Source organism: Lysinibacillus sp. JK80 (assembly GCF_027557635.1).
GTDB lineage: Bacteria > Bacillota > Bacilli > Bacillales_A > Planococcaceae > Lysinibacillus > Lysinibacillus capsici.
Genome location: NZ_CP058997.1, coordinates 2,007,961 through 2,034,438, shown reverse-complemented (window position 1 = coordinate 2,034,438; position 26,478 = coordinate 2,007,961). Strand labels below are relative to the sequence as shown.

Annotated in this window: 25 protein-coding genes; all 25 read left to right on the top strand. The window is 38.2% G+C overall.

Translation table 11 applies throughout. The annotated features are described in order from the left end of the window. Positions 1-160: 160 nt before the first annotated feature. The 25 genes from HXV90_RS10680 to HXV90_RS10560 all read left to right on the top strand — a co-directional run bounded on the left by HXV90_RS10680 (position 161) and on the right by HXV90_RS10560 (position 26,404). Positions 161-1,021 (top strand): LysR family transcriptional regulator, encoded by an 861-nt coding sequence (locus HXV90_RS10680; RefSeq protein ID WP_269898937.1) that lies wholly within the window; start codon positions 161-163, stop codon positions 1,019-1,021. Positions 1,022-1,317: 296 nt separating this feature from the next. Next, positions 1,318-2,721 (top strand): YfcC family protein, encoded by a 1,404-nt coding sequence (locus HXV90_RS10675; protein WP_269898936.1) that lies wholly within the window; start codon positions 1,318-1,320, stop codon positions 2,719-2,721. Positions 2,722-2,733: 12 nt separating this feature from the next. Continuing rightward, a complete protein-coding gene (locus HXV90_RS10670; protein ID WP_269898935.1) occupies positions 2,734-3,885 on the top strand; it encodes a M20 metallopeptidase family protein in 1,152 nt (383 codons plus the stop codon). 33 nt (positions 3,886-3,918) lie between these two features. Beyond that, positions 3,919-5,022, top strand: coding sequence for a mandelate racemase/muconate lactonizing enzyme family protein (locus HXV90_RS10665; RefSeq protein WP_269898934.1), 1,104 nt, complete (start codon positions 3,919-3,921; stop codon positions 5,020-5,022). Positions 5,023-5,155: 133 nt separating this feature from the next. Further along, positions 5,156-7,201, top strand: coding sequence for an ATP-dependent DNA helicase RecG (recG, locus tag HXV90_RS10660; RefSeq protein WP_269898933.1), 2,046 nt, complete (start codon positions 5,156-5,158; stop codon positions 7,199-7,201). A gap of 132 nt (positions 7,202-7,333) precedes the next feature. Then, a complete protein-coding gene (gene fapR / locus HXV90_RS10655) occupies positions 7,334-7,906 on the top strand; it encodes a transcription factor FapR (protein ID WP_004269421.1) in 573 nt (190 codons plus the stop codon). Between the two features lie 2 nt (positions 7,907-7,908). Beyond that, the gene (gene plsX / locus HXV90_RS10650) at positions 7,909-8,901 is read left to right on the top strand and encodes a phosphate acyltransferase PlsX (protein WP_048391651.1); all 993 of its coding nucleotides are present in this window, start codon (positions 7,909-7,911) and stop codon (positions 8,899-8,901) included. Between the two features lie 18 nt (positions 8,902-8,919). Then, positions 8,920-9,873 (top strand): ACP S-malonyltransferase, encoded by a 954-nt coding sequence (fabD, locus tag HXV90_RS10645; RefSeq protein WP_269898932.1) that lies wholly within the window; start codon positions 8,920-8,922, stop codon positions 9,871-9,873. Further along, on the top strand, positions 9,866-10,612 hold the full coding sequence (fabG, locus tag HXV90_RS10640; protein WP_054550504.1) for a 3-oxoacyl-[acyl-carrier-protein] reductase: 747 nt from the start codon (positions 9,866-9,868) through the stop codon (positions 10,610-10,612). The genes fabD and fabG overlap by 8 nt, the downstream gene beginning before the upstream one ends. Positions 10,613-10,670: 58 nt before the next feature. Further along, positions 10,671-10,907: an acyl carrier protein gene (gene acpP, locus HXV90_RS10635; RefSeq protein ID WP_009371143.1), complete on the top strand. Its 237-nt coding sequence runs from the start codon at positions 10,671-10,673 to the stop codon at positions 10,905-10,907. 388 nt (positions 10,908-11,295) lie between these two features. Next, positions 11,296-12,060, top strand: coding sequence for a ribonuclease III (gene rnc / locus HXV90_RS10630; RefSeq protein ID WP_012293239.1), 765 nt, complete (start codon positions 11,296-11,298; stop codon positions 12,058-12,060). Positions 12,061-12,063: 3 nt separating this feature from the next. Further along, complete coding sequence (gene smc, locus HXV90_RS10625; protein WP_048391648.1) at positions 12,064-15,645, top strand: chromosome segregation protein SMC; 3,582 nt, start codon at positions 12,064-12,066, stop codon at positions 15,643-15,645. After that, positions 15,642-16,919 (top strand): signal recognition particle-docking protein FtsY, encoded by a 1,278-nt coding sequence (gene ftsY / locus HXV90_RS10620; RefSeq protein ID WP_048391646.1) that lies wholly within the window; start codon positions 15,642-15,644, stop codon positions 16,917-16,919. Before smc ends, ftsY begins: the two co-directional genes overlap by 4 nt. Positions 16,920-17,214: 295 nt before the next feature. After that, positions 17,215-17,550, top strand: a complete 336-nt coding sequence (locus HXV90_RS10615; protein WP_048391643.1) for a putative DNA-binding protein — start codon at positions 17,215-17,217, stop codon at positions 17,548-17,550. A 12-nt stretch (positions 17,551-17,562) separates the two neighbouring features. After that, positions 17,563-18,921 (top strand): signal recognition particle protein, encoded by a 1,359-nt coding sequence (gene ffh / locus HXV90_RS10610; RefSeq protein ID WP_048391641.1) that lies wholly within the window; start codon positions 17,563-17,565, stop codon positions 18,919-18,921. A 94-nt stretch (positions 18,922-19,015) separates the two neighbouring features. After that, on the top strand, positions 19,016-19,288 hold the full coding sequence (rpsP, locus tag HXV90_RS10605) for a 30S ribosomal protein S16 (protein ID WP_004269411.1): 273 nt from the start codon (positions 19,016-19,018) through the stop codon (positions 19,286-19,288). Positions 19,289-19,303: 15 nt separating this feature from the next. Next, the gene (locus HXV90_RS10600) at positions 19,304-19,537 is read left to right on the top strand and encodes a KH domain-containing protein (RefSeq protein ID WP_004269410.1); all 234 of its coding nucleotides are present in this window, start codon (positions 19,304-19,306) and stop codon (positions 19,535-19,537) included. 374 nt (positions 19,538-19,911) lie between these two features. Next, positions 19,912-20,427, top strand: a complete 516-nt coding sequence (gene rimM / locus HXV90_RS10595; protein WP_048391639.1) for a ribosome maturation factor RimM — start codon at positions 19,912-19,914, stop codon at positions 20,425-20,427. Then, a complete protein-coding gene (trmD, locus tag HXV90_RS10590; protein WP_048391697.1) occupies positions 20,427-21,164 on the top strand; it encodes a tRNA (guanosine(37)-N1)-methyltransferase TrmD in 738 nt (245 codons plus the stop codon). The genes rimM and trmD overlap by 1 nt, the downstream gene beginning before the upstream one ends. A gap of 116 nt (positions 21,165-21,280) precedes the next feature. Beyond that, positions 21,281-21,625, top strand: a complete 345-nt coding sequence (gene rplS / locus HXV90_RS10585; protein ID WP_004269407.1) for a 50S ribosomal protein L19 — start codon at positions 21,281-21,283, stop codon at positions 21,623-21,625. Between the two features lie 105 nt (positions 21,626-21,730). Next, positions 21,731-22,300 carry a signal peptidase I gene (lepB, locus tag HXV90_RS10580; protein ID WP_048391637.1) on the top strand — a complete coding sequence of 190 codons (570 nt, stop codon included), beginning with the start codon at positions 21,731-21,733 and terminating at the stop codon, positions 22,298-22,300. Between the two features lie 57 nt (positions 22,301-22,357). Further along, positions 22,358-23,233, top strand: coding sequence for a ribosome biogenesis GTPase YlqF (gene ylqF / locus HXV90_RS10575; protein ID WP_048391635.1), 876 nt, complete (start codon positions 22,358-22,360; stop codon positions 23,231-23,233). A gap of 164 nt (positions 23,234-23,397) precedes the next feature. Continuing rightward, positions 23,398-24,159 carry a ribonuclease HII gene (locus HXV90_RS10570; RefSeq protein WP_048391633.1) on the top strand — a complete coding sequence of 254 codons (762 nt, stop codon included), beginning with the start codon at positions 23,398-23,400 and terminating at the stop codon, positions 24,157-24,159. Positions 24,160-24,215: 56 nt separating this feature from the next. Then, positions 24,216-26,105 carry a hypothetical protein gene (locus HXV90_RS10565; RefSeq protein WP_112117485.1) on the top strand — a complete coding sequence of 630 codons (1,890 nt, stop codon included), beginning with the start codon at positions 24,216-24,218 and terminating at the stop codon, positions 26,103-26,105. Continuing rightward, complete coding sequence (locus tag HXV90_RS10560) at positions 26,102-26,404, top strand: EscU/YscU/HrcU family type III secretion system export apparatus switch protein (RefSeq protein WP_048391628.1); 303 nt, start codon at positions 26,102-26,104, stop codon at positions 26,402-26,404. Before HXV90_RS10565 ends, HXV90_RS10560 begins: the two co-directional genes overlap by 4 nt. Positions 26,405-26,478 lie beyond the last annotated feature (74 nt).

The following is a 26,478-nucleotide window of genomic DNA, read 5'->3' as shown; positions in this document are numbered from 1 at the left end:
ATATAAGAAACATGCTATCTAAATAGGTAGCATGTTTTTATGTTGGTTGATAACTTACTGGAAAGAAAAAACCTCTTACGTACATAGTCGATTTAAGTATAATTAAATTTTAATAAGGAAATGTATGTATCTTAATTATATAGCAGGGACGTGAATAGAGATGGATTTGCGTAATTTGAAAACATTTCATGTTGTTTCAACTTACCTCAACTTTACAAAAGCAGCTGAAATTCTTAATTATAGCCAGCCTACAATTAGCCAACAGATTAAAGCGTTAGAGGAGGAGTTGGGGCATATCTTAATTAATCGAATGGGTAAGAAAATGTTTCTTTCTCAAGTAGGAAAAATAGTAAAGGAACATACAGATCAATTATTTGGGATTATTGAAGAAATGGAACAGGATCTGAAGAATTTCGAAAAGCCATTTGGTCATTTGACAATCGCTGCACCAGAGTTTTATTGCGGCTATTATTTATCACATATTATCGGCTCGTTTTTAAAACAGTACCCTCTGGTAAACCTAAAACTTCTTTGTGCCAATAGTAAAGAAACAGCCAAACTTGTGAGTTCAAACCAAGCAGATATAGGTTTTGTAGCTGGATCCCCTAGTTACGCTGGTGTAGAGGGGATTTTATTGGAGGAAGAGGATTTAGTATTGGTTGGAAATCCGCTTATTATAAAGGATCGTACTGTGCAGGAAATATTTGATGATTATCCCTTTATAACCTATGGAATGGATGACTGTATTGTCAGTTGCCTGCAAGAAATTAAGTGTAAGCCACAAACAATAGTGGAATTTGGAAGCGAGGAAGCAATTAAGAGAGCAGTAATGGAACAAGTGGGTCTAGCCTTGTTGAGTGATATTATTATTCAAAAAGAGGTAACAAAAGGGAGTCTTCAAGTTCTGTACCGATTCCCTAAAAAGTTACCCACTTATTTAATTTTTCCTCAAAATGCTAAAACATTTAGTAATGTAAGTACATTTATTGATTTAGTTAAAGACACATGGAAAACAATTTAATTAGTTTGTATATCGAAAAGAATGAAAAGAATGTTGCTGCCTGGTGAAATCGCAGGGATGTAACGTTCTTTTTATTTGTAATTTTTTTGATGTATCCCGATGAATTTATATGTAAATTTATCAATAGTAACTATTCAAAATAGTAATTTTTTATTTATTTTTTTATCAATTACAATGAATAAGACGGAAATTTCAAAAAAAGGGGATGGCTTTTTATGTTGGAGAGATATGTTACGTATTGATAGTGGACATAAAAATTTGTTTTTATTCAATGATTCAACTAAGGAGGATGGCGGATGAGTAAATTTATAGCTAATAAAGAAATAGAACAACAAAAAGGAATTAATGTTTATGTGTTAATCTTTTGCCTTATTGTTATATCATCCATTTTAACGTATTTTATTCCAGCTGGTTCATTTCAACGGGAAGAAGTTAATGGACGTCAAGTGATTCAACCTGGGACATTTAGTTTTACAGATATGAACCCCATTGGCTTTCTGGATATTTTTAGCAGTGTACATTCAGGCATGATGCAAGGAGCAAGTATTATTTTCTTCGTATTGATTGTAGGAGGTACCTTTGGAATACTATCAGCCACAGGGGCATTAGAATCCTTTATCGCCATGCTATCTGTAAAAATGGCAAAACGCGAAATGTTAATAATACCAGTATTAATGTTGTTTTTCGCCTGTGCTGGGTCATTAATGAGGATGTCTGATGAAACGATTGTATATGTAGGGATTCTTGCACCGCTTGCTGTTGCCCTAGGGTTTGATGCAATTACAGGTTTTGCAATTGTTATTCTTGGTGCATCTGTCGGATTTTCGGCAGCTGTTATGAATCCGTTTACAGTAGGAATAGCGCAAGAGATTGCGGGCTTGCCATTATTTTCAGGAATTGCTTTTCGAATTGTCATTTTTGTTGTCTTATACACAGTAGCAACAATATATGTTTATCGCTATGCAAGAAAAGTGAAAAATAATCCTAAACTCGGCTTTTATGGAAATTTTCGCAATGATGAGGGTGATTTCGTACAGGGGAATTCGAAAATGGAAATAAGACATAAGCTTGTTATGGCTACATTTCTTTTGAATTTTATCGTATTGATGTACGGGGTTGTAAAACTAGGTTGGTACATTACTGAAATAGCTGGTTTATTTTTATTGTTTGGTATTTTAATGGGGCTTATTGGCAAATTATCACCTTCGCATATTGCTAATTCATTTATGAAGGGTGCAGGTGATTTAGTTGGTGGCGCTCTTATCATTGGGTTAGCTCAGTCTATTTTAGTGATTTTCAATAACTCAGGATTAATTGATACAATTCTCTTTTACACATCTGCATTGCTTGATTCAGTTCCACCTGCACTAAATGCTGTAGGGATGTTTATCTTCCAGTTATTTTTAAATTTTTTAGTACCATCAGGAAGTGGACAGGCTGCCTTAACGATGCCAATTATGGCACCTTTATCAGATATGATCGGTGTTACAAGACAAACAGCCGTACTTGCCTATCAATTTGGCGATGGTATGTCGAATATTATATTCCCAACAGTAGGTTTTTTAATGGCGGGATTATCAATTGCGGGTATTCCTTGGGGTAAATGGATAAAGTGGATTTTTCCGTTTATGCTTATTCAAGTAACAGTTGCGATAATATCGCTCATTATTGCACAAGTCATACAATACGGACCTTTCTAAAGGAGTTTAACAATGGAAATAATGAATATAAAAAAATTAGCAGAAAAGGCAATAGAGGATCGCCGTCATCTGCACCAATACCCAGAGCTTTCTGGTGAAGAATACGAAACAAGTGAGTTTATTCGCAAAAGACTAGAGGAGTTAGATATAGAAATTCTAGATTATGAACCTCCAGGTGTAGTGGCGTTTATAAAAGGGACAAAGGGAACAAAAACTATTGCATTACGTGCCGATATAGATGCCTTACCTATAAAAGAAGAGGGAGACAAACCGTACATTTCAGACAGGCAAGGTGTTGCTCATATGTGTGGCCATGATGGTCATACAGCGATTTTATTAGCAGTTGCAACATGGATAAGCTTAAATAGAGAGAAAATCGAGCCGAATATCAAGCTTATATTTCAATCAGCAGAGGAAATCACGCCAAGTGGCGCTGATTTATTAATTCAAAAAGGTGTGTTGGAAGATATAGATGCTATTTTTGGCATTCACTTATGGCAAGGTTTAGAGAAAGGGAAGATAGGTTTAACACATGGACCGATGATGGCTTCTATTGATGATTTTGAAATTATAATTCAAGGGTATGGTGGTCATGGTTCGATGCCACATGAAACAATTGATCCTATTTATATAGCTAGCCATTTAATGCAAGCTTTTCAAAGTATCATAAGTAGAAATGTCAATCCTATCGATGCGGGTGTCATTACAGTTGGTAATATACAAGCGGGAACCACTTATAATATTATTCCTGATACGGCAAAATTAACTGGAACGATCAGAGCATTGACACCGAACACTGTAAAAATCATTAAAACGAAAATGGTAAGTTTAACAGAAGGGATTTGCCGAGCATTTGGAGCAGAAGGAAAAATCAATTTTATTTTAGGAACACCTCCGCTCGTCAATGATCCAACACAATCGCAATTTATTGAATCGATTGTACGGGAACAATTCGGAGATACCGCATTTAAGGTAGTCGAACCAGTCATGGGTGGAGAAGATTTTTCTTATTATTTACAACATAAGCCTGGAGCATTTGTTTTTGTAGGTATGGGTGGTGAAAAAAGCCAATATCCACATCATCATCCACGATTTGATCTAGATGAAGATGTTTTCCCTGATGCGATTCAACTATTTATAAATATTATCTTGCAACATAAATAATCAGACTATTAATACGAAAAGGAGTTTTACATCGTGATAAAAAAGATTGAAGTGTTTGCAGCACGTTTACAATTAAAGGAACCCTTCGTTATTTCTTATGTTCATTTAGATGATATGCCAACTATTCTTACCAGAATCGAGACGGATGAGGGTGTAGTTGGCTGGGGCGAAGCTGTGCCTGATCAAAATGTGACGGGTGAAACTTGGGAGAGCACGTATCACGTTATTAAACATGAACTAGCACCATTACTGATTGAAGAAGATCCATTTGCAGTAGACCGTATCCATAAAAGGTTTAATGAAAAAATTGATGGAGTCCCTTCAGCAAAAGCCGCATTGGACATTGCACTCTACGATTTGATGGGGAAAATGACTGGTCAACCAGTTTATCAATTAATTGGTGGAAAAGCACATGAGGAATTACAGGTGCCAAGAGTGATTAGCATTAAGAGTCCCGAGGAAATGGCTAAAGATGCAAGTGAATTTGTAAAATCGGGTTTCCGTAATATTAAAATTAAGGTTGGTACAAATGCTGATTTAGATATTGCTCGTATTCGTGCTGTAAGAGAAGCAATAGGTGAGGAGGTGCAACTGCGAGTAGATGCCAATCAAGGTTGGAATAGAATGGAGACACTAAAAGTAATAAGAGAAACTACAGCTTGTCATGTAGACTGGTACGAGCAACCTGTAAAAGCACATGATTTAAGAGCGTTAAAAGAAATCAGAGCCCTTTCACCTTGTAGTATTATGGTAGACGAAGGTGTTCATAATATTTATGATTTAGTCGATGTCATAGAAATGCGTGCTGCCGATATGCTAAATATAAAATTAATGAAATCAGGTGGAATCTATCCAGCTTTAGCGCTTGCAAGTCTTGCGGAGGCTGCAGAGATGCCTTGCCAAGTTGGCTCTATGGTTGAATCAGCAATCGGAACAATGGCTGGGGCACACCTAGCCGTCAGTAAGTCGATTATCCATACAAACGAGATGGTCGGACCATTAATGTTTGTAAAAGATGTGGCAAATGTTACATACTATAAAGACATCCTGCAGTTAAGTGATAAAGCTGGATTAGGAATAGAAGTTGATGAGCAATATGTGAGAGAAATTACATGTTTCTCCTGTGAAATTAAATAATCAAAAGTTTAACCCTATCAATCATTGGTAGGGTTTTTGCTTATGTGTAGGGTTAGGGAAATAATTTATGGTACATTAGATAGAGAGAGTATAACACTACATAAACAATCAATGAAGGGAGTTGTGGGATAAGATGACTGAATTATATGGACCCGTCAATGAATTAAAAGGCGTCGGGAAAGAAACAGCAGCCCATCTTGAATCACTAGGAATCAATACAATAGCTGATTTATTATGGACGTTCCCACATCGACATGAAGATTTTCGTTTAAAAGATTTAGCGCAAACACCACATAACGAACGGGTTACAGTTGAGTGTAAGGTGGAGCGGGAGCCTACGATTTTATTTTTAGGTCGTAATAAGTCAAGACTCCAAGTAACTGTTTTAGCAGGAAGACATTTAGTGAAAGTCGTATTTTTCAATCAGGGCTATTTAAAGCAAAAGCTTGTACCTGGTTCCATTATTACGGTGACTGGTAAATGGGATCGAGGTAGACAAGTAATCAATGGCACTTCAGTTACATTTGGTCCTAAAACAGATCAAGTTGACTTTGAGCCTGTCTATAGTCTGAAAGGCTTGATCCCCCAAAAAAGATTTCGAAAATATATGCGACAAGTGTTAGACGATTGTGGAGAAGTACTGCCAGAGACCATTCCATATTATTTACAAGAGTCGTATAAGCTTGTTTCAATAAGAGAGGGCTTGGAGGGTATTCATTTTCCACTGGATGCTGGGCATGCTAAACAAGCAAGGAGACGCTTTGCCTATGAGGAGCTATTAAACTTCCAATTGCGTATTCAAGCTTTACGGAAAATAAGGAAGGATAGTGAACACGGTACAGTTATTCAATTTAATGTGCATAAGTTACGAGATTTTATCGCTTCCTTACCCTATGAATTAACGAATGCTCAAAAACGCGTGGTGAATGAAATTTGTAAGGATTTGAAGGAGCCGCATCGAATGAATCGCTTGCTACAAGGGGATGTAGGTTCGGGTAAAACCGTTGTAGCAGCAATAGGGCTATATGCAGCTGTAACAGCAGGTTTTCAAGGAGCCTTAATGGCACCAACTGAAATATTAGCAGAACAGCACTTAGAGAATTTGAAAGAATGGTTCCAACCATTTGGTGTTCGTGTTGCACTCTTATCCGGGTCCACTAAAACAAAAGAGCGACGTGTGATATTAGCTGATTTGGCAAATGGAGATCTTGATATTGTTATTGGTACACATGCTCTAATCCAGCCAGATGTTATTTTTCATAAACTTGGCTTTGTCATCACGGATGAACAGCACCGCTTTGGTGTGGAGCAACGACGTATTTTGCGTGATAAAGGGGAGAATCCCGATGTGCTTTTTATGACAGCTACCCCGATACCACGAACACTAGCTATTACAGCATTTGGGGAAATGGACGTATCGATGATTGATGAAATGCCAGCAGGGCGTAAGCAGATTGAAACGCATTGGATGAAGAAAGAACAATTCGGCTCTGTTTTATCTAAGCTAGAATTAGAGTTAGCTGCTGGAAGACAAGCCTATGCGATTTGTCCGCTTATCGAGGAATCCGATAAGCTTGATGTTCAGAATGCTGTGGAAATTTATGAGCAGCTAGCGACTTATTTTAAAGATCGTTATCATGTCGGTTTAATGCATGGGCGTTTATCAGCTGATGAAAAAGATGCGGTTATGCGTGCTTTTAGTGAAGGGACTATTCAAGTTTTAGTTTCTACAACTGTTGTAGAGGTAGGTGTAAATGTACCAAATGCTACCTTTATGCTTGTCTATGATGCTGAACGCTTTGGCCTAGCGCAGTTGCATCAGCTTCGAGGTCGTGTTGGTCGTGGTGAGCACCAATCATACTGTATTTTACTTGCAGATCCTAAGTCTGATGAGGGGAAAGAACGTATGCAATCGATGACAGAAACAAATGATGGTTTCCGTTTAGCTGAAAAAGATCTTGAATTAAGGGGACCAGGAGACTTTTTTGGTAGAAAGCAAAGTGGTTTACCTGATTTTAAAGTAGCTGATTTAGTACATGATTATCGTATATTGGAGACCGCTAGAAAAGATGCCTCAGAGATGCTTGAAACAAAAGAGTTTTGGCAGGATGACGACTATCAATACTTGCGTAAAATACTAGAAGATACTGGTGTTTTACAAGGAGAACGCTTCGATTAATCTGAGAAGCTTGTTAGCACAGAAAGAATGTAAGTACTTGATTTCAAAACAAGTCTTGCATTCTTTTTTTATACTCTATATACTGATATTAGTACCAAGTGCTAATAACAACTCAAAAGGTGGCGAATGAAGTTGAGACGAACGAAAAAAGAGCGACAGCGACTACTATCTGAAACGATAGCTGAAAATCCATTCGTCACAGATGAACAGCTAGCAACACAGTTTCAGGTAAGTGTCCAAACAATTCGTTTAGACCGTATGGAATTATCAATACCAGAATTACGCGAGCGAATTAAAGATGTTGCTTCAAAAAACTATGAAAATGAAGTAAAATCTCTCCCGATTGATGAGGTCATTGGGGAGATAGTAGATATTGAATTAGATCATCGAGCACTCTCGATTTTTGATGTACAAGAAGAGCATGTTTTTCAGCGTAATGGCATCGCACGTGGGCATCATTTGTTTGCGCAAGCAAATTCTTTAGCGGTTGCAGTAATTGATGACGAACTGGCATTAACCGTACACTCCAATATTACGTTTGTGAAACCTGTACGAGCTGGAAATCGTGTTATTACAAAAGCGATTGTTATCGGACGAGATGAACAAACACATCGAACAAAAGTTGAGGTAACATCTACCGTTAATGGTGAAACCGTTTTTGTTGGTGAGTTTGATATGTACCGCACGAAAGGTAAAGGTGAGTAACAATGAAATTAGCGCTTGATGGAATGGGTGGAGACAATGCACCAAAGTCAGTTGTTGAAGGTGCACTTTTAGCATTAGAGCAAATTCCAAACTTAGAAATTCAACTATATGGTCATCAAGATAAGCTGGAACCATTTTTAAAACAACATGATCGATTAAAGGTTATACATTGTGAGGAAGCAGTAGAAGGAACTGATGATCCTGCCCGTGCTGTTCGTAGAAAAAAGGATTCTTCCATGGCACGTATGATGGATGCAGTAGAAGAGGGTAAAGCAGATGCTTGCCTTTCTGCAGGGAACACAGGGGCCCTGATGGCGGGTGGCCTATTTAAAGTAGGTCGCATTGAGGGAATAGCTAGACCAGCATTAGCTACAACGCTACCAACATTAGACGGTAAAGGGTTTTTGATGCTTGATTTAGGGGCAAATGCAGATGCTCGCCCAGAGCATTTAGTGCAATATGCCATTATGGGTGATATTTATGCTAAAAAGGTTGGAGGTTTGCAAAAACCACGAATTGGCTTATTAAATATCGGTACCGAGGATAAAAAAGGGAATGAATTAACAAAAGCTGCCTTCGAATTATTGAAGGAAGCAGATTTGAATTTTATTGGAAATGTAGAAGCACGTGATTTACTTGAAGGAGTAGCTGATGTTGTTGTAACAGATGGCTTTACAGGAAATATGGTGTTGAAGTCTATTGAAGGGACAGCAGGTGCTTTATTTTCTATGTTAAAAGAGGCCTTTATGTCTTCAACGAAAACGAAAATTTCAGCAGCGCTCATGAAAAATAATTTACGTGACTTGAAAAATAAAATGGACTATACAGAGTATGGTGGCGCAGGATTGTTTGGCTTACAAGCACCTGTTATTAAGGCACATGGATCATCAAATGCGAAAGCGATTTTCAGTGCCATTCGACAAGCCAATACGATGGTAGAGCATACGGTTATTTCGACGATTACGGAGACAGTACGCCACATAGAAATTGATTAAGCAAAGGGGATTATTCAAATGACAAAAATAGCATTTATTTTTCCAGGACAGGGTTCACAAGTAGTTGGAATGGGTCAAGAGTTTGTTGAAAATGCTGCAGAAAGTAAAGCATTTTATGATCGCGCAGATCAAGCTCTTCAATTTGAATTATCTAAATTAATGTTAGAAGGTCCAGCAGAAGAGTTAACACTGACATATCATGCACAGCCAGCGCTACTTACTACTGGTGTAATGGTGGCTGAAAAGTTACGCGCAGCAGGTATTCAACCACACTACGCAGCGGGTCATTCACTTGGAGAATATGGTGCATTGGTGTTAGCAGGTGTTATGTCATTTGATGATGCTGTGTCAATCGTGCATAAACGAGGTCTTTATATGAATGAAGCTGTGCCAGCAGGTCAAGGCGCAATGGCGGCAATTTTAGGAATGGAACTAGAGGCATTGAACGAGGTAACAGAGCAGGTATCAGCATCAGGTGACTCTGTTCAGGTGGCTAATGTGAATTGTCCAGGACAAATTGTTATTTCGGGCACTAAAGAAGGTGTGGATAAAGCAAGTGTTGCTGCCAAAGAAGCTGGTGCAAAACGAGCAATACCTTTAGTTGTAAGTGGTCCCTTCCACTCTGATTTAATGCGTCCATCTTCAGAGAAACTGCAAGCAGCATTGGCAGAGATTTCTCTATCTGCACCTAAAATTCCTGTAATTGGCAATGTGATGGCGAAGGAATTAAAAGATGTAGCAGCAATACAACAAGAGCTAGTTGAACAGGTATACAGTGCTGTTCAATGGGAAGCTTCTATGCGTGAAATGCTTGCGCAAGGTGTTGACGTCTTTATCGAATGTGGACCTGGTAAAGTATTAAGCGGTCTCTTGAAAAAAATTGATCGCTCTGTTGCAACTTATTGTGTTTATGATGAAGCTTCGTTAGAAGCAGTTTTAGAAGCGTCGAAGGAGTGGTCAATTAATGCGTAAATTAGAAGGAAAAGTAGCTGTTGTAACAGGAGCTTCAAGAGGTATTGGACGTGCTATTGCTTTAAAGCTTGCAGAAGAAGGTGCTAAGGTTGTTGTGAACTATAGTGGCTCTCAGGCAAAAGCAGAAGAAGTAGTAGCGATGATTCAAGAAAACGGTGGCGAAGCAATTGCTGTACAAGCTAGCGTCTCTCAGACAGAAGAAGTGACAGCATTAATGGATGCTGCTGTGAAAACATACGGCTCTCTTGATATTTTAGTGAATAATGCTGGTATTACAAGAGATAACTTGCTCATGCGTATGAAAGAAGACGAATGGGACGATGTATTAAATACGAACCTTAAAGGTGTTTTCCTTTGTACAAAAGCGGTCACACGTCAAATGATGAAGCAACGTGCAGGTCGCATTATTAACATTTCTTCCATCGTTGGTGTAGCGGGTAATGCTGGTCAAGCCAACTATGTTGCGGCTAAAGCAGGTGTTATTGGACTAACGAAAACGACGGCAAAGGAATTAGCTTCTCGTAATATTTTAGTTAATGCTATTGCACCAGGTTTTATCGAAACAGAAATGACAGAACAATTGCCAGAGGATATCAAACAAGGTATGCTAACACAGATTCCTCTTGCGAAACTTGGTCAGCCAGAGGATATCGCAAAAGCAGTAGCTTTCCTAGCATCGGAGGACGCAAATTATATGACTGGACAAACGCTTCATATTGATGGCGGTATGGTTATGTAATTTCAATTAGGCATATAAGCTGATTTTTTGTATAATCATTTGAGGGGAGGTGAATCATTTGTCTACAGTATTAGAACGCGTAACAAAAGTAATCGTGGACCGTTTAGGTGTGGAAGAAAGCGAAGTAACGCTTGAAGCTTCTTTCCGTGATGATTTAGGTGCTGACTCATTAGACGTAGTTGAGCTTGTAATGGAGCTTGAAGACGAATTCGATATGGAAATTTCTGATGAAGATGCTGAAAAAATCTCAACAGTAGGTACTGCAATCTCATACATCGAAAGTAAATTAAACTAATTTCGTTAAAACTTTATTTAGTGAAAATAGATCACCTCTAATGGTGTAATGGTCATCGTAATCATACAATGGTTTTATGGTAGCTTGAATAAAGTAGAAATTACTTTTTCTGCATTCCTTGTTTGAAGGAGCAGATTCAATGAATGAAGATGTATTTAAAGGGGACGAAATGGATCGGTTTTCGATCTATTAACGTCCCTTTTTTATGTTAAAAATCTAATGACCAGTCAGCTTCAAAATTCTCTCTAATGGGAGATGCATGCTGTATTAAGAGGAATTTTCGGAAAAATTTCCAAAACATTGTGTTTAAGCCGAAATACTTTTGCATAAACGCCCTGAAAAAGGTACACTAAAACGGTAGAAACTATTAGGAAGGCAGATTTGTTCAATGGCTATGAAAAGAAAAGGAACTATGCAGAAATCTGGCGTACTTCCTGAAAAAGTACGCAACCAATTTGAGCTGTTACAGCATGAATTAAATATCACATTTATTAATAAAAATTTATTGTATCAAGCATTCACGCATTCATCTTATGTGAATGAGCATCGCCGTAAATTATTTACGGATAATGAGCGTCTTGAATTTTTAGGAGACGCAGTACTTGAACTGTCTGTTTCTAAATATCTTTTTGAGAAATACCCAAATATGAGCGAGGGTGAGTTAACAAAGCTAAGAGCTTCCATTGTATGTGAGCCATCACTAGTGATATTTGCTAACGAGCTAGGCTTTGGACGCTTTGTATTACTTGGAAAAGGTGAGGAATTAACAGGTGGTCGGGAACGTCCAGCGCTGCTTGCAGATGTCTTTGAATCATTTGTAGGTGCACTCTATTTAGATCAAGATTTACAAACGGTCGTGTCATTTTTAGAACGAATCGTGTTCCCAAAAGTAGAAGTCGGTGCTTTTTCGCATGTGATGGATTTTAAAAGTCAATTGCAAGAAATGGTACAGCAAACGAATAATGGACTTCTTCATTATGAGATTATCGATGAAAAAGGCCCAGCACATAATCGTACCTTTGTATCAAGCGTATTATTAAATGGACAAGAGCTTGGTATTGGTCGTGGAAAATCAAAAAAAGAAGCCGAGCAGCAAGCTGCACAATGTGCAATGCGGATGATGCGTGAAGAAGCTGCAAAAGAGGAGGCTTAATAGATGTTCCTAAAACGACTAGAAGTGATTGGCTTTAAATCTTTTGCGGAACGCATTGGAATTGATTTTGTACCTGGTGTTACAGCCGTTGTTGGACCAAATGGCAGTGGAAAAAGTAATGTCACAGATGCGATTCGTTGGGTACTTGGGGAGCAATCGGCAAAGTCGTTACGTGGAGCAAAGATGGAAGATGTTATTTTCGCTGGGAGTGACTCTCGTAAGCCACTCAACTTTGCAGAAGTAACACTTATTTTAGATAATACTGATGAGCAACTTGCTTTTTCTTATACAGAAGTCAGTGTAACAAGACGCGTATACCGTTCAGGTGATAGTGAATATTTATTAAATAACCAACAGTGTCGCCTGAAGGATATTACGGACTTGTTTATGGATTCAGGACTTGGGAAAGAGGCATTTTCAATTATCTCTCAAGGTCGTGTTGATGAAATTTTAAATAGTCGACCTGATGACCGTCGTTCTATTTTTGAAGAGGCAGCTGGCGTTTTAAAGTATAAAATAAGAAAGAAAAAAGCTGAGCATAAGCTTGTTGAGACAGATGAAAATTTGTATCGTGTATTAGACATTCTCCATGAATTAGACAACCGATTAGAGCCGCTTGAAATGCAGGCATCTAGTGCAAGAGATTATGTACAAATGTCTTCTGAGCTAAAGGATTTTGATATTGCAATTCTTGTGCATGATTTTAAAAATTGTGCACAATCTTTGCATGCGCTTAAAGAGGAATTTACGAAGCTTTCTGCAACAGAGCTAGAACAAGCTCAAAATATTTCAATGATTGATAAACAGACCGCCAATATACGTAAGCTATTAAAAGATCTAGATGATTATTTGGATGTTTCGCAGGCTGAGCTTGTCAATGCCACTATGGAGGTAGAGCGTTGGGATGGTCGTAAGGCATTAATGGCTGAAAAACGCCAAAATGCATCGAATCAACTATTACAACTGAATACAACATTACAAGAGGCTAAGGCGGAAGTAGAATTACTCCTGGTTCAAGAACAGGAGAAAAAAGAAGTGTTCTCCGAGAAGCAACAAGCCGTATCAGTATTAAAGCAGAGCATCAAGCAGTTAGAACAATCATTAAATCGGTCTGTGACAGAAATCGAGGAAGAAATAGAAGACTATAAAAATCGATATATTGATTCATTAAATGAAGAAGCAACAGTCAAGAATGAATTAAAAAATATCGATCAGCAATTAGCTCAACAAAAGGCAATGGCGGCAAAAATGTCTGATCAAACAGATGAAATTGGACAAGAGCTTATGCAAATCATTGCTGAAAAAGAAAAGCTAGTGGTTGAACATGCTTTGACAACCAATGATTTACAGAAACAATTAGAGCAATATGAAACCTTACAAATACAGTTGAAAAATGTCAATATTTCTTTTAGCGAAAAACAGGATATGTTGTACAAAGCGTATCAACACCAACAACAACTAAAGGCTAGAAAAGATACATTAGCTGAACTCGAAGCTGATTTTTCTGGGTTCTTCCAAGGTGTTAAAGAAGTCTTGCTTGCTCGAGATAAAGGTGATTTACAAGGTATTGAGGGTGCTGTAGCAGAGTTAATCCAAGTTGAAGGAAAGTATTCACAAGCGATTGAAACAGCTTTAGGCGCTGCCTCTCAACATATTGTCACAACCAATGAGCGCCATGCGCAACAGGCTATTCACTGGTTAAAACAAAAACGGGCTGGACGTGCTACTTTTTTACCGAAAACAGTCATGAAATCACGCAAAATTAATCTAGGAACTATTCAGCTAGCAACTGAACATCCTGCCTTTGTTAAAATGGCAGATGCACTCGTCACTTTTAATGAAGACAATCGAACAATTGTTGAAAATCTATTAGGGAATGTCATCGTGGCATCAAATTTAGAAGGCGCAAGTCAAATTGCCCGATTATGTGGTTTCCGATACCGAGTTGTCACACTTGAAGGAGATATTGTTAATGCAGGGGGTTCCTTAACAGGTGGTGCACTGAAACAGCAATCCTCACTCTTTACAAGAAAAGCAGAGTTAGATGATTTAATCATTAAGCTAGAATCGTTACAGGCTTCCATTTATAGTGCTGAACAGGCTGTTGCAGCCGAAAAAGAGAAGCTTGCAGTACTGCGAGATCAAGTAGAGCAATTAAAGCTTGAAGGAGAGCAATTACGAAAAGATGAGATGCAACAGTCAAGTCGTATTCGTGAGCTAGAAGTCGTAGAAAAAAGCTTATCGGCTAGAGTAACCTTTGCTTCAACTGAAACAAAAGATGTAAAAACACGTGAGGAAGCATTGTTAACACAAAAGCAAGCAGCAGAGGAGCGCTTAAATACCCTTGCTGTAGAGCTTGTCGAAATCAATGAAACTGTCGAACAATTAAGTAAGGTAAAGTTACAGGGGGAGACAGAGAAAGATGTCTTACGAGAACAGCTTGCCGAAAAACGTTCACAGCTAGCGGTTATGCAAGAACAAATGTCACAAGTTCAAATTACAACTGCTGAACTGGCACTACAATTAAACAAAGCACAACAAAAAGTTAAAAATATTTCTCAGGAAATAATGTGGCTTCAATCTGATGAATCGACAAATCATTTAAGTGATGAAGAGGTCGAGGAACAGGTTGTGACATGGAAAGCAAGAAGAGATGCCTTACAAGAGACTATTTCTGAAAAGAAAGAGCAGAAAATAGGACAACAACAAGAACTCTCTACATTAGAAGAACAACTCAAGGAACTACAGCGTATTCATAAAGGATACCTTGAAGCAATTCGTGCCAATGAGTTAAAACGTAATCGTGTAGAATTTGAAATGGATAATTTTATCGAACAACTCGAAGAAAATTATCAGTTAACATTCGAAGAGGCTGAGAAAGAAGCTCTGGCAATAGAAGATGAAGAGTTTGTGCGAAGACGTGTTAAATTGTTAAAAAGATCCATTGAAGAGCTAGGACCTGTTAATTTAAGTGCGATTGAGGAATATGATAGAGTACTAGAACGTCATACTTTCTTAACTGAACAACGAGAGGACTTGCTTGCTGCACAGGAAACATTACATGAAGCAATCAAAGAAATGGATGAAGAAATGACGTTGCGCTTTAGTGAAACGTTTTACGCTATTAGAGAGCAATTTAAACGTGTTTTCCGTGAATTGTTTGGCGGGGGGCAAGCTGATTTGGTTTTAATTGACCCTCAAAATTTATTGGAAACAGGTATTGAAATTGTGGCACAGCCTCCAGGAAAAAAATTACAGAATTTAAGTTTGCTTTCTGGTGGTGAGCGTGCACTTACGGCCATTGCTTTACTATTCTCCATCTTAAATATTCGACCTGTACCATTTTGTATTCTGGATGAAGTAGAGGCGGCTTTAGATGAAGCGAATGTTGTGCGTTATAGCCAATATTTGAAAAAGTTTAGTCTCGACACACAATTCATTGTGATTACTCATCGTAAAGGAACAATGGAGGGAGCTGATGTCTTGTATGGTATAACAATGCAAGAATCAGGTGTGTCGAAACTTGTATCAGTAAAACTAGAAGATGAACCCGTACTTGCGGAGCAAAGGAGCGAACAAGCATGAGTTTTTTTAAACGTTTAAAAGATAAATTAATGGGTAATCCAGCAGAGGAAGAGAAGCTAGACGCAACCGACAACGAACAGGAATCTGACCATTCGGAGCCAGAGTTTAAAGAATCAAACGAACCTGCTGCCATTGAAACCGTTGATCTAAAAGTGTCTGAACAAGATGAAGAGTCACCAGAAATGGCGATTGTGAAAGAAGTCGACGTGGAAGCCGAGCCCTCACCTGAAATAGAAGAAGCACAGCTAGATGTTCAGGAGCTAGCAGTAGTAGAGGATGAACCACTGGAAGAGAAAAAGCCTTCTGCTTGGTCAATAACACAAAAATTCAAGGCTGGTCTTGAAAAAACACGTAATTCTTTTACATCAAAAGTGAATGACCTTGTTGCACGCTATCGTAAAGTGGATGAGGATTTCTTTGAAGAATTAGAGGACTTACTATTACAGGCTGATGTTGGATTTGAAACAGTCATGGAACTCATGGATAAACTGCGTTATGAAGTGCAACGTAAAAATATTAAAGATACAAATGGCATTCAAGCTGTGATTTCTGAGAAGCTTGTAGAAATTTACGAGCAAGGTGAAGAAGATTTAATTGAACTAACTATGCAGCCAGATGGTGAACTAACGGTTATTCTATTTGTTGGTGTAAATGGTGTTGGGAAAACAACAACGATAGGTAAGCTAGCACACCGTTTAAAGTCTCAAGGGAAAACTGTTGTATTAGCTGCGGGTGATACGTTCCGTGCAGGTGCTATTGATCAATTACAAGTATGGGGAGATCGTGTTGGTTGTGAGGTTATTAAACAATCAGAAGGCTCTGACCCAGCAGCAGTTATGTATGATGCGATTCGTGCAGCAAAAAACAGAAAAGCGGATGTGTTGATTTGTGATACAGCGGGACGCTTGCAGAACAAAGTGAACCTAATGAATGAGCTTGAAAAAGTTCATCGTGTTATTTCACGTGAAATTCCAAATGCTCCACATGAAGTATTATTAGCATTAGATGCAACAACTGGCCAAAATGCGCTTGTTCAAGCACAAACATTTAAAGAGGCAACGAATGTGACAGGGATTGTTTTAACAAAGTTAGACGGTACTGCTAAAGGGGGTATTGTTCTTGCTATTCGTAACAAGCTGCACATTCCTGTAAAATTTGTGGGTCTTGGTGAGAAAATGGATGATTTACAGCCATTTGATGCAGAACGATATGTCTATGGACTATTTGCTGATGGTTTGGATAAGGAACTACAAAATAATGATGAAAACAGCTAACAGTGGCTGAATAGTTTTATATTGAATGCCATATATCTCTTTTCTATTCAGAAAGCAGGATGCTTAGTTTGCTTCAGCTTTTGAACAAAATTGGATAAAGTGACACTGACACATAATAGATAAAAACGCTCGATTGTGTATAGGTGAATTGACTTGTTTAAAAGAGTAATACTAGCCAAAGGCAAAAAATGCCTGAAAGCTGTAATTTAGGCTTTTAGACAAGGAGATTACCTTGACACAGACGGGCGCTTTTCGTTATGATACAAATGACTAATAGCGGGAGGAGAAACATTCGATGCTACTTGAAAAAACAACACGCATGAACTTTCTCTTCGACTTTTATCAAGCATTATTAACAGATAAGCAAAGAAGTTATATGGAGCTATACTATTTGGATGATAACTCTCTAGGAGAAATCGCTGAATCGTATGGTGTTTCACGCCAAGCTGTTTACGATAATATTCGTCGAACTGAAGCGATGCTTGAGGAATATGAAGAAAAATTATGTTTACTTGAGAAATTTCAACAACGTACCCAAATGCTGTCACAGCTAACACAGGGGATTACAGAAAAAAGTATGACAGCTGAAGAGCAGCTAGCACTTATTGAGCAGCTGAAAGAATGGGATTAGGAGGCGAAAGCAATGGCTTTTGAAGGATTAGCGGAACGACTCCAAGGAACGATCCAAAAGATTAAAGGCAAAGGAAAAGTGTCAGAGCAAGACGTTAAAGAAATGATGCGAGAAGTCCGATTTGCTTTAATCGAGGCGGATGTTAACTTAAAAGTAGTCAAAGAATTCGTGAAAAAGGTAAGTGAACGTGCTGTCGGTGTTGATGTTATGCAAAGTTTAACACCAGGTCAGCAAGTTATTAAAATTGTACAGGATGAACTAACAGAATTAATGGGGGGCGAACAAAGTCCCATTAAGTTTAATACGAAGCCACCCACTGTCATTATGATGGTTGGTCTACAAGGTGCGGGTAAAACGACCACTACAGGTAAATTGGCAAATGTTCTACGAAAAAAATATAATCGTAAACCATTATTAGTTGCCGCTGACGTTTATCGTCCAGCAGCTGTCCAACAATTACAAACATTAGGAAAACAGTTATCACTACCTGTTTTTGCGCTAGGTACTGAGGTATCTCCTGTAGAAATTGCACGTCAGGCAATTGAATTGGCAAAGGAAGAGCATCATGATGTAGTGATTATTGATACAGCTGGTCGACTTCATATCGATGAAGACCTAATGCAAGAGTTAAAGGATATTCGTGCATTAAAAGAGCCAGATGAGGTTTTCCTAGTTGTTGATGCCATGACGGGTCAAGATGCAGTCAATGTAGCAGAAAGCTTTAATGAAGCAATCGGTATTACTGGGGTTGTTTTAACAAAACTTGATGGTGATACGCGTGGTGGTGCTGCATTATCTATCCGTTCTGTGACGCAAAAACCAATTAAATTTGTCGGGATGGGCGAAAAAATGGATGCGCTTGAACCATTCCATCCAGAGCGTATGGCGTCTCGTATATTAGGTATGGGCGATGTTCTGTCCCTTATCGAGAAAGCTCAGGCAAATGTAGATGAAGCCAAGGCAAAAGAATTAGAAGAAAAGTTTAAATCTCAAACATTTACTTTTGATGATTTTGTCGAGCAATTACAGCAAGTCAAGAAAATGGGCCCTCTTGATGAAATTTTAAAAATGCTACCAGGTGCTAACAAAATCAAAGGCTTAGATAATGTAAAAGTTGATGATAAGCAAATGGGGCGTGTAGAGGCCATTATTTACTCGATGACGCCTGCTGAAAAGACCAACCCAGAAATCATTAATGGTAGCCGTAAAAAGCGTATTGCGAAAGGCTCTGGGACATCTATTCAAGAGGTGAATCGTCTCATTAAACAATTCGATGAAATGAAAAAAATGATGAAACAAATGACTGGAATGGCAAGTGGTAAAGGGAAGAAAAAAATGAAATTACCAGGCTTTGATTCATTGTTTAAATAATAATTTTTAGGTGTTAAGAAAAAACACTTTACAAACAACCTAAACATTGATAATATACTATCTTGTGTGAAACTTATTCGGAGGTGCTATTAAAATGGCAGTTAAAATTCGCTTAAAACGTATGGGAGCTAAAAAATCTCCTTTCTATCGTATCGTAGTTGCAGACGCTCGTTCACCACGTGATGGTCGTCAAATCGAAACAGTTGGTACTTACAACCCACTAACTCAACCAGCTACTGTAAACATTGATGAAGAGAAAGCTCTTAAATGGTTAGCTGACGGTGCAAAACCATCAGATACAGTACGTAACCTGTTCTCAGAACAAGGTATCATGGAAAAATTCCATAACCAAAAATTCAGTAAATAATCGGGGGCGACGTCTTTGAAGCAGCTGATTGAAGCAATCGTTTTACCGTTAGTCGATTATCCAGAAGAAGTTCGTATTGAGACGGATGAAAATGCAAATCGAATTGTTTATAAACTTTTTGTTCATCCAGAGGATAGAGGGAAAGTCATAGGCAAGCAAGGGCGAGTAGCAAAAGCGATTCGTACAATTGTTTATTCAGCGGCAGGTAGTCACCATCAAAAGAAGACCTACGTCGATATATTGGATTAATAGAAAAGATTTTCACGCTCTTGCAACAAGTACTAGTGAGTCCTGATAGGTGTGTTTACATGTCGCTTAGGAGTTCAAAGTGGCCTTTTAGTATAAAGCGTAAAATCTGGACGAAAAAGGAGGGAGCTTGTAGGTTCCTTCCTTTTTTTATCTTTTTTTAACATCAGCATATCGCTATAACTTCTATTTAAGTGGAAATTAAAGCTTAAATAAGGAGTATAGATAAAGGATATTGCTTATATTATTGTTGACAAGACAAATGAGTCTTAGCTAAAACTACATTCTTCCAAAGCACATCTGCAAGAACGGAACCTTTTTTGGATGAGCCAGATGCATTGTGAAGATAAGCATTTTTTTTTACGAGGTGAAATAGAATGGAATGGTTTAATGTAGGTCGAATTGTCAATACGCACGGTATTCGTGGTGAGGTACGTGTATTATCGACAACAGACTTTGAAGAAGAGCGTTTTGTAGTAGGAAATAAGCTTGCTGCCTTTAAAAAAGATGATAAGAAGCCAACCTGGGTAACGATTGACTCTATGCGTCGTCATAAAAACTTTATTTTATTAACTTTTGAAGGCATGAACAATATCAACTTGGTTGAGCCATTTAAAGAAGGCATGCTGAAAGTGACAAAAGATCAAATGACTGATGATCTTCTTGAAGAAAATGAGTTCTTTTTCCATGAAATAATAGGCTGCACAGTTATTTCTGAAGAGGGCGAGACAATCGGTATAGTAGCAGATATCCTGCAAACAGGGGCAAACGATGTATGGGTAGTGAAAGGGACTAAGAAAGAACACTATATCCCTTATATAGAAGATATCGTGAAAGATATTGATGTTAGGGACAAAAAAATAGTCATTCATGTTATGGAAGGCTTATTATGATGAATATTCATGTATTGAGCCTGTTTCCTGATATGTTTTCAGGTGTTTTTGGTGCATCTATTTTAAAGAAGGCACAAGAAAAGGGAGCTGTAAATTTAGAGGTAACGGATATTCGTACATTTTCAGGGAACAAGCATAATCAGGTTGACGACTATCCATATGGTGGTGGTGCAGGTATGGTATTAAAGCCTGAACCAATGTTTAGTGCAGTAGAGGCTATAACTGCAGGGAAACAGCCGCGTATCATATTAATGTGTCCTCAGGGCGAACGATTTACGCAGAAAAAAGCAGAGGAGCTAGCGCAGGAGACAGAGTTAGTGTTCTTATGTGGTCATTATGAAGGCTATGATGAGCGTATACGTCAGCATCTTGTGACAGACGAGATTTCCATTGGCGATTTTGTCTTAACAGGTGGAGAATTAGGCGCTATGACTGTTATTGATAGCGTAGTTAGATTGTTACCTGGTGTCTTAGGACAAGAGGATTCTCATATTCAGGATTCTTTTTCAACAGGTCTCCTTGAGCATCCACATTATACACGTCCTGCGGAGTTCCGTGGCATGAAGGTACCTGATGTTTTATTATCGGGGAATCATGCTAAAATTGAGCAATGGCGAGAGGAACAGTCGCTGAAAAGAACTTTTGAGCGCCGTCCTGACTTACTGGAGCAATACCCATTAACAGACAAGCAAAAATTGTATCTAGAAAAACTAAAAAACAATTGTCTAGATGCTTGATTGCCGAATCTATTTATGATAACATCTAATCTGTACTTCTATGTGGAGTACTGAATTACGGTGTTCCGCTGTGGCATAGATTGCGTGCAAGAGCATCTGTCTAAGGAGAGAAAACAATGTCAAACATTATTGCAGAAATTACAAAATCTCAGCTTCGCTCTGATCTACCAACTTTCCGTCCTGGTGATACTGTTAAGGTACACGTGAAAGTAGTAGAGGGTACTCGTGAACGTATCCAAATTTTCGAAGGTGTAGTAATTAAACGTCGTGGTGGCGGAATTAGCGAAACTTTCACAGTTCGTAAAATTTCTTACGGTGTAGGTGTTGAGCGTACATTCCCTGTACACACACCAAAAATCGCTAACTTAGAAGTTGTACGTCGTGGTAAAGTACGTCGTGCTAAACTTTACTACCTACGTAACCTACGTGGTAAAGCTGCTCGTATTAAAGAAATTCGATAATTATGACTTAAAAGTGAGGGGCTTGTGTTCAAGCCTCTTTTCTTTTTGCTTGTCATCTTTATTCACTATCATCTAAAATGGTGTTAGACAAGGGGGCAATTCTCAATGGAAAAACAAGTGAAAGAAAAAAATGAATTATGGGAATGGACAAAAGCACTATTAATTGCATTTGCGATTGCTGCAGTTATTCGATATTTTTTATTTACACCCATTGCAGTTGATGGAGAGTCCATGATGCCAACCCTTGAAGATGGCGACCGAATGATTGTGAATAAAATTGGTTATAAAATAGGTGAGCCTAAACGTTTTGATATCGTTGTATTTCATGCACCTGAACAAAAAAATTACATAAAGCGTGTAATTGGATTGCCAGGAGATACATTAGAGTATAAGGATGATCAATTGTATATAAATGGTGAGCCAATTGAAGAACCCTATTTAGATGCCTATAAAGCGCAAATCACAGAGGGAACTTTAACAGAAGATTTCACCTTAAATGACATTGATGTTTCCTTGGATAGCAATACCATTCCTGAGGGGTATATCTTTGTTATGGGAGATAATCGTCGATATAGTAAAGACAGTCGACATATTGGCCTTGTTAACCAAAAAGAAATTATCGGTAATACTAGTCTGATTTTCTGGCCATTTAGTGATATAAAAATTGTAAAGTAATGTAAGAAAGGGAGAGCATAATCACTCCCTTTTTCTTTTAGTTTAGGAGGTATAGCTGTGACGATACAATGGTTTCCAGGGCATATGGCTAAAGCCCGACGTGAAGTAACTGAAAAATTAAAGCTTGTCGATATTATCTTTGAATTAATAGATGCACGTTTACCGCTATCCTCACGTAATCCGATGATTGACGAAGTCATTAACCAAAAACCTCGTCTTTTGATCTTAAATAAAGCGGATATGGCAGATGAACAAGAAACACGGAAATGGGTAGAGTATTTTGCAAAGCGTGGCCATAAAGCAGTAGCCATTAACTCACTTGAGGGGAAGGGCTTACAGCAAGTCACAAAAGCGGCACAAGATATTTTAAAAGAAAAATTTGATCGCATGAAAGCAAGAGGAATGAAGCCTAGAGCTATTCGTGCCATGATTGTGGGTATTCCAAACGTGGGAAAATCAACATTGATAAATCGATTAGCGAAAAAAAATATCGCTAAAACAGGCAATACACCAGGTGTGACAAAGGCACAGCAATGGATCAAAGTTGGTAAAGAGCTTGAACTATTGGATACACCAGGTATTTTATGGCCAAAGTTTGAGGATCAAGAAGTAGGCTTTAAATTAGCTTTAACCGGTGCTATTAAGGATACTATTACAAATATGGAAGACCTAGCTGTCTATGGATTACGCTTCTTATCTAATCATTATCCAAAGCGTATGGAAGAGCGTTACGGTCTTGAGTTTATCCATGAGGAGTTAGTGGATACTTTTGACCATATTGGTAAGCTGCGTCGTGTGTTTGGTCCTGGTGGAGAAATAGATTATGATCAAGTAGCTCAACTAATTGTTCGAGATATCCGTGGATTACAATTAGGTAAACTTACCTTTGATTTTGTGGATGAACAATTAGAAAAGGAAACTGAACAATTATAAGTATTTAAAACTGTCACACGTTCTTTTGTGACAGTTTTTCTTTTAGGAATACATTTTTTAACCGATAATGACTATAGAGAGGAAAATAGTTTTCAAGTTAAAGAGACTACATAATAACTGAACATGATATAGTTTGAATGAATAGAAGCAAGAAGGAGTACACAATGAAAACGATTAAGGAAATTACAACTGCATTGAAAGCTGCTGAGGAATGGCAAGATTGGATGAAAGAAGTTGCAGCCGATGAAAGAGCAGGTGTACAAAAGGCATGGCTAACTTGGCAAAAGAGACAAGATAAAAAACATCAATTACTGCAAGATCATCAAAAAAAAGTTACATTCGATTTAAGCTATGGGGGAACAGATACATTTATTGCGGGTGTAGATGAAGCAGGAAGAGGACCACTAGCAGGACCAGTCGTAACGGCAGCAGTAATTTTACCGACAAATTGTGAGGCACTTGTTGGTCTGAATGACTCAAAGCAATTATCGAAGGATAAACGAAACGGCTTTGCTACATTAATTAAAGAGCATGCCATAAGCTATTTTATTCATTTTCAATCTGCCCAACAAATTGATGAACTGAATATATATGAGGCAACAAAACAATCTATGAAGGTAAGTGTTGAATCATTGTCAACGAAGCCGAATGTTGTTTTAGTAGATGCTATGACATTACCTATTACAATTCCTCAAGATTCGATTATAAAAGGAGATGCTAAGAGCTTAGCGATAGCAGCTGCATCCATTTTAGCTAAAACGGCACGGGATGAGTATATGGAGCAATTAGACGAGGAATTTCCAATGTATGGCTTTGCGCAACATGCAGGGTATGGGACTAAGCAACATTTAAAAGCGTTAGAAGAATTTGGACCGACTATTCACCATCGTAAATCATTTGAACCAATAAAATCTATGTTTTCATAAAGCTAAAAAACGGTAGACAATTACACGAAGGAGTAATTGATGAAAGGAGTATGTATATGACAGCCACATCATTTAATCCAATTCAGATGCAGCAAAATGCAATGACTTCGACAAATCAACCACTTGCTTTAAAACAAGGACAAGTATTTCATGGAACAATTAAGCAATTATATCCAGATCAAATGGCAGAAATACAAGTAGGTAATCAAAAATTTATAGCTAAATTAGAAGTGCCGTTAAAAGCTGGGGATGCCCATTTCTTTCAGGTAACAGGGACAAATCCACAAACGGAATTGAAAATAGTGACTGGACCGATGGCGCAGGCATCTACACCAAGTCAGCAAATTAATCAGTTATTAGAATCCATGAATTTGCCCAAATCTGCAGAGATGCAGCAATTATTAGGGCATTTTATGAAAGCGCAGCTACCCATTTCTAAAGAACAAATGCTGCAAGCTGAAATGTGGTTAAAGGCATTGCCAGAGGGTATATCAAAAGTAGATGCTCTACAAACCATTCAAAAAATGATAGAGCTTAAAATGCCTATGATAAACGATGTGTTTCAAGCATTGATGAGTGGTCAAAAGACATCTGGTATGACCGCTATCATGGATAACTTTGCTCAGCTTTTAGCGAAGGATACAACCCTATCTGAGTCATTGAGGCAAAATTTAATGCAACAAGTACAAGCGATTGCCAAGCCCTTTGAAGTAGAAACAGGTAGTGCAGTGCTTGCAAGGCTTTTACAAAGTTTAACGAATAGTTCTGCGACAATGAATGAAAAAATGCAAGCTTTATCAATGCTAAAAGAGTCGGGGATTCTCCCCCAGCAGGCTACATTGCAAAACTGGTCAAAAATGAATGAAGCAAAAGCCTTTCAGCCAATACAGCAAGCTGGTCAAGTTATTCAAACCATTCTTGCTACAAAGCCAGAAAATGCTAGACAACTGGTGGAACAGCTTAAATCATGGACCGAAAGTCAAAATTTATTAACGAATGAGCAAAAACAGCAAATCAATCAGCTGGTGGATCGTTTCAATCAGCTACCAGTATCAAAACAAACGCTAGATGTTTTTGCTAAACAAATGCAGGATCAGTTATTAAAAGCTTTTACTCAAAATACAGCTGATCGTTTATTTACACAGGATGCCCACACACTTTCGATGAAAGATCATTTGTTATCCTTATTTAAACAAGAGGCCAATTCTCCTTCACAGACTGAGGCACTCATGCGCAATCTGGTGAAAAATAGTATTGATTCTTCGCAACCATTTATACAGCAAGTTGTGACACAAGCAGAAGCACTAGTACAAAATTCAATGGATAGTAAAGCGATGGAACATGCACTTAAAACGGTGTTGAAAAATTTAGGAATTAGCTACGAGGCTACACTCGGAAGCAAGTCGGCTGATTTACACATGATTGCGCATCAGCTAAAGCCACAGCTCCATACATTATTGCAGGAAACTAATATACCACCTCAAATGAAGGAAGCGGCAGAGATGCTTATGACGCGTATGAATGGAATGCAGCTATCTTCAGGAGAAAATGGTCATCAACATCAGCTCATCATGCAAGTTCCACTTGAATTTTTTGGCAAGAAGATGGATGCAACCTTACAATGGAATGGTCGCATGAAAGATAATGGCAAAATTGATGCTAACTATGCACGCGTATTATTTTATTTACAAATGGCATCTATGCAAGAAACAGTGATTGATATGCAGGTTCAAAATAGAGTTGTCACAGTAACGGTCTTTAATGAAAATTCGGAAATTCAATCACTTGCTGAGCCGTTAAAGGCTGCTTTAAAAATTGGCCTGGCTGAAAAAAATTATCAACTTTCAGGTGTGTTTATTAAACAATTTGACAAAGGGCAAACGGAAAAAGTAGATCCTGTAGTAGAACAGCGAGAGGAGCAGAGTGGGGTGGATATCCGCGTATGAGCGAAGAAAAACTTACTCGAAAAGAGGCAATTGCGCTTACGTATAAGCTTGGTCAATTTGATAGTCCCACTGTTGTAGCAAAGGGAAAAGGGAAAATTGCCGAGAACATTTTGGCAAGAGCAAATGAGCATAATGTGCCGATTTATGAGGATCCTAACCTTGTGCAGTTACTTGGTCAATTAGATTTAAATGAGTCTATTCCTGAAGAATTATATCAGGCAGTAGCAGAAGTTTTCGCATTTATTTATCGTTTGGATCAGCAACATGCGCAAAAATATAGAAAAAATGAATTATTCTGATTATTTTTACAAGCTGTTTTAGTACACAAAATAGAAAAAAGCGTCATAATAAGAGAGAAAATTCGAACTAAAGA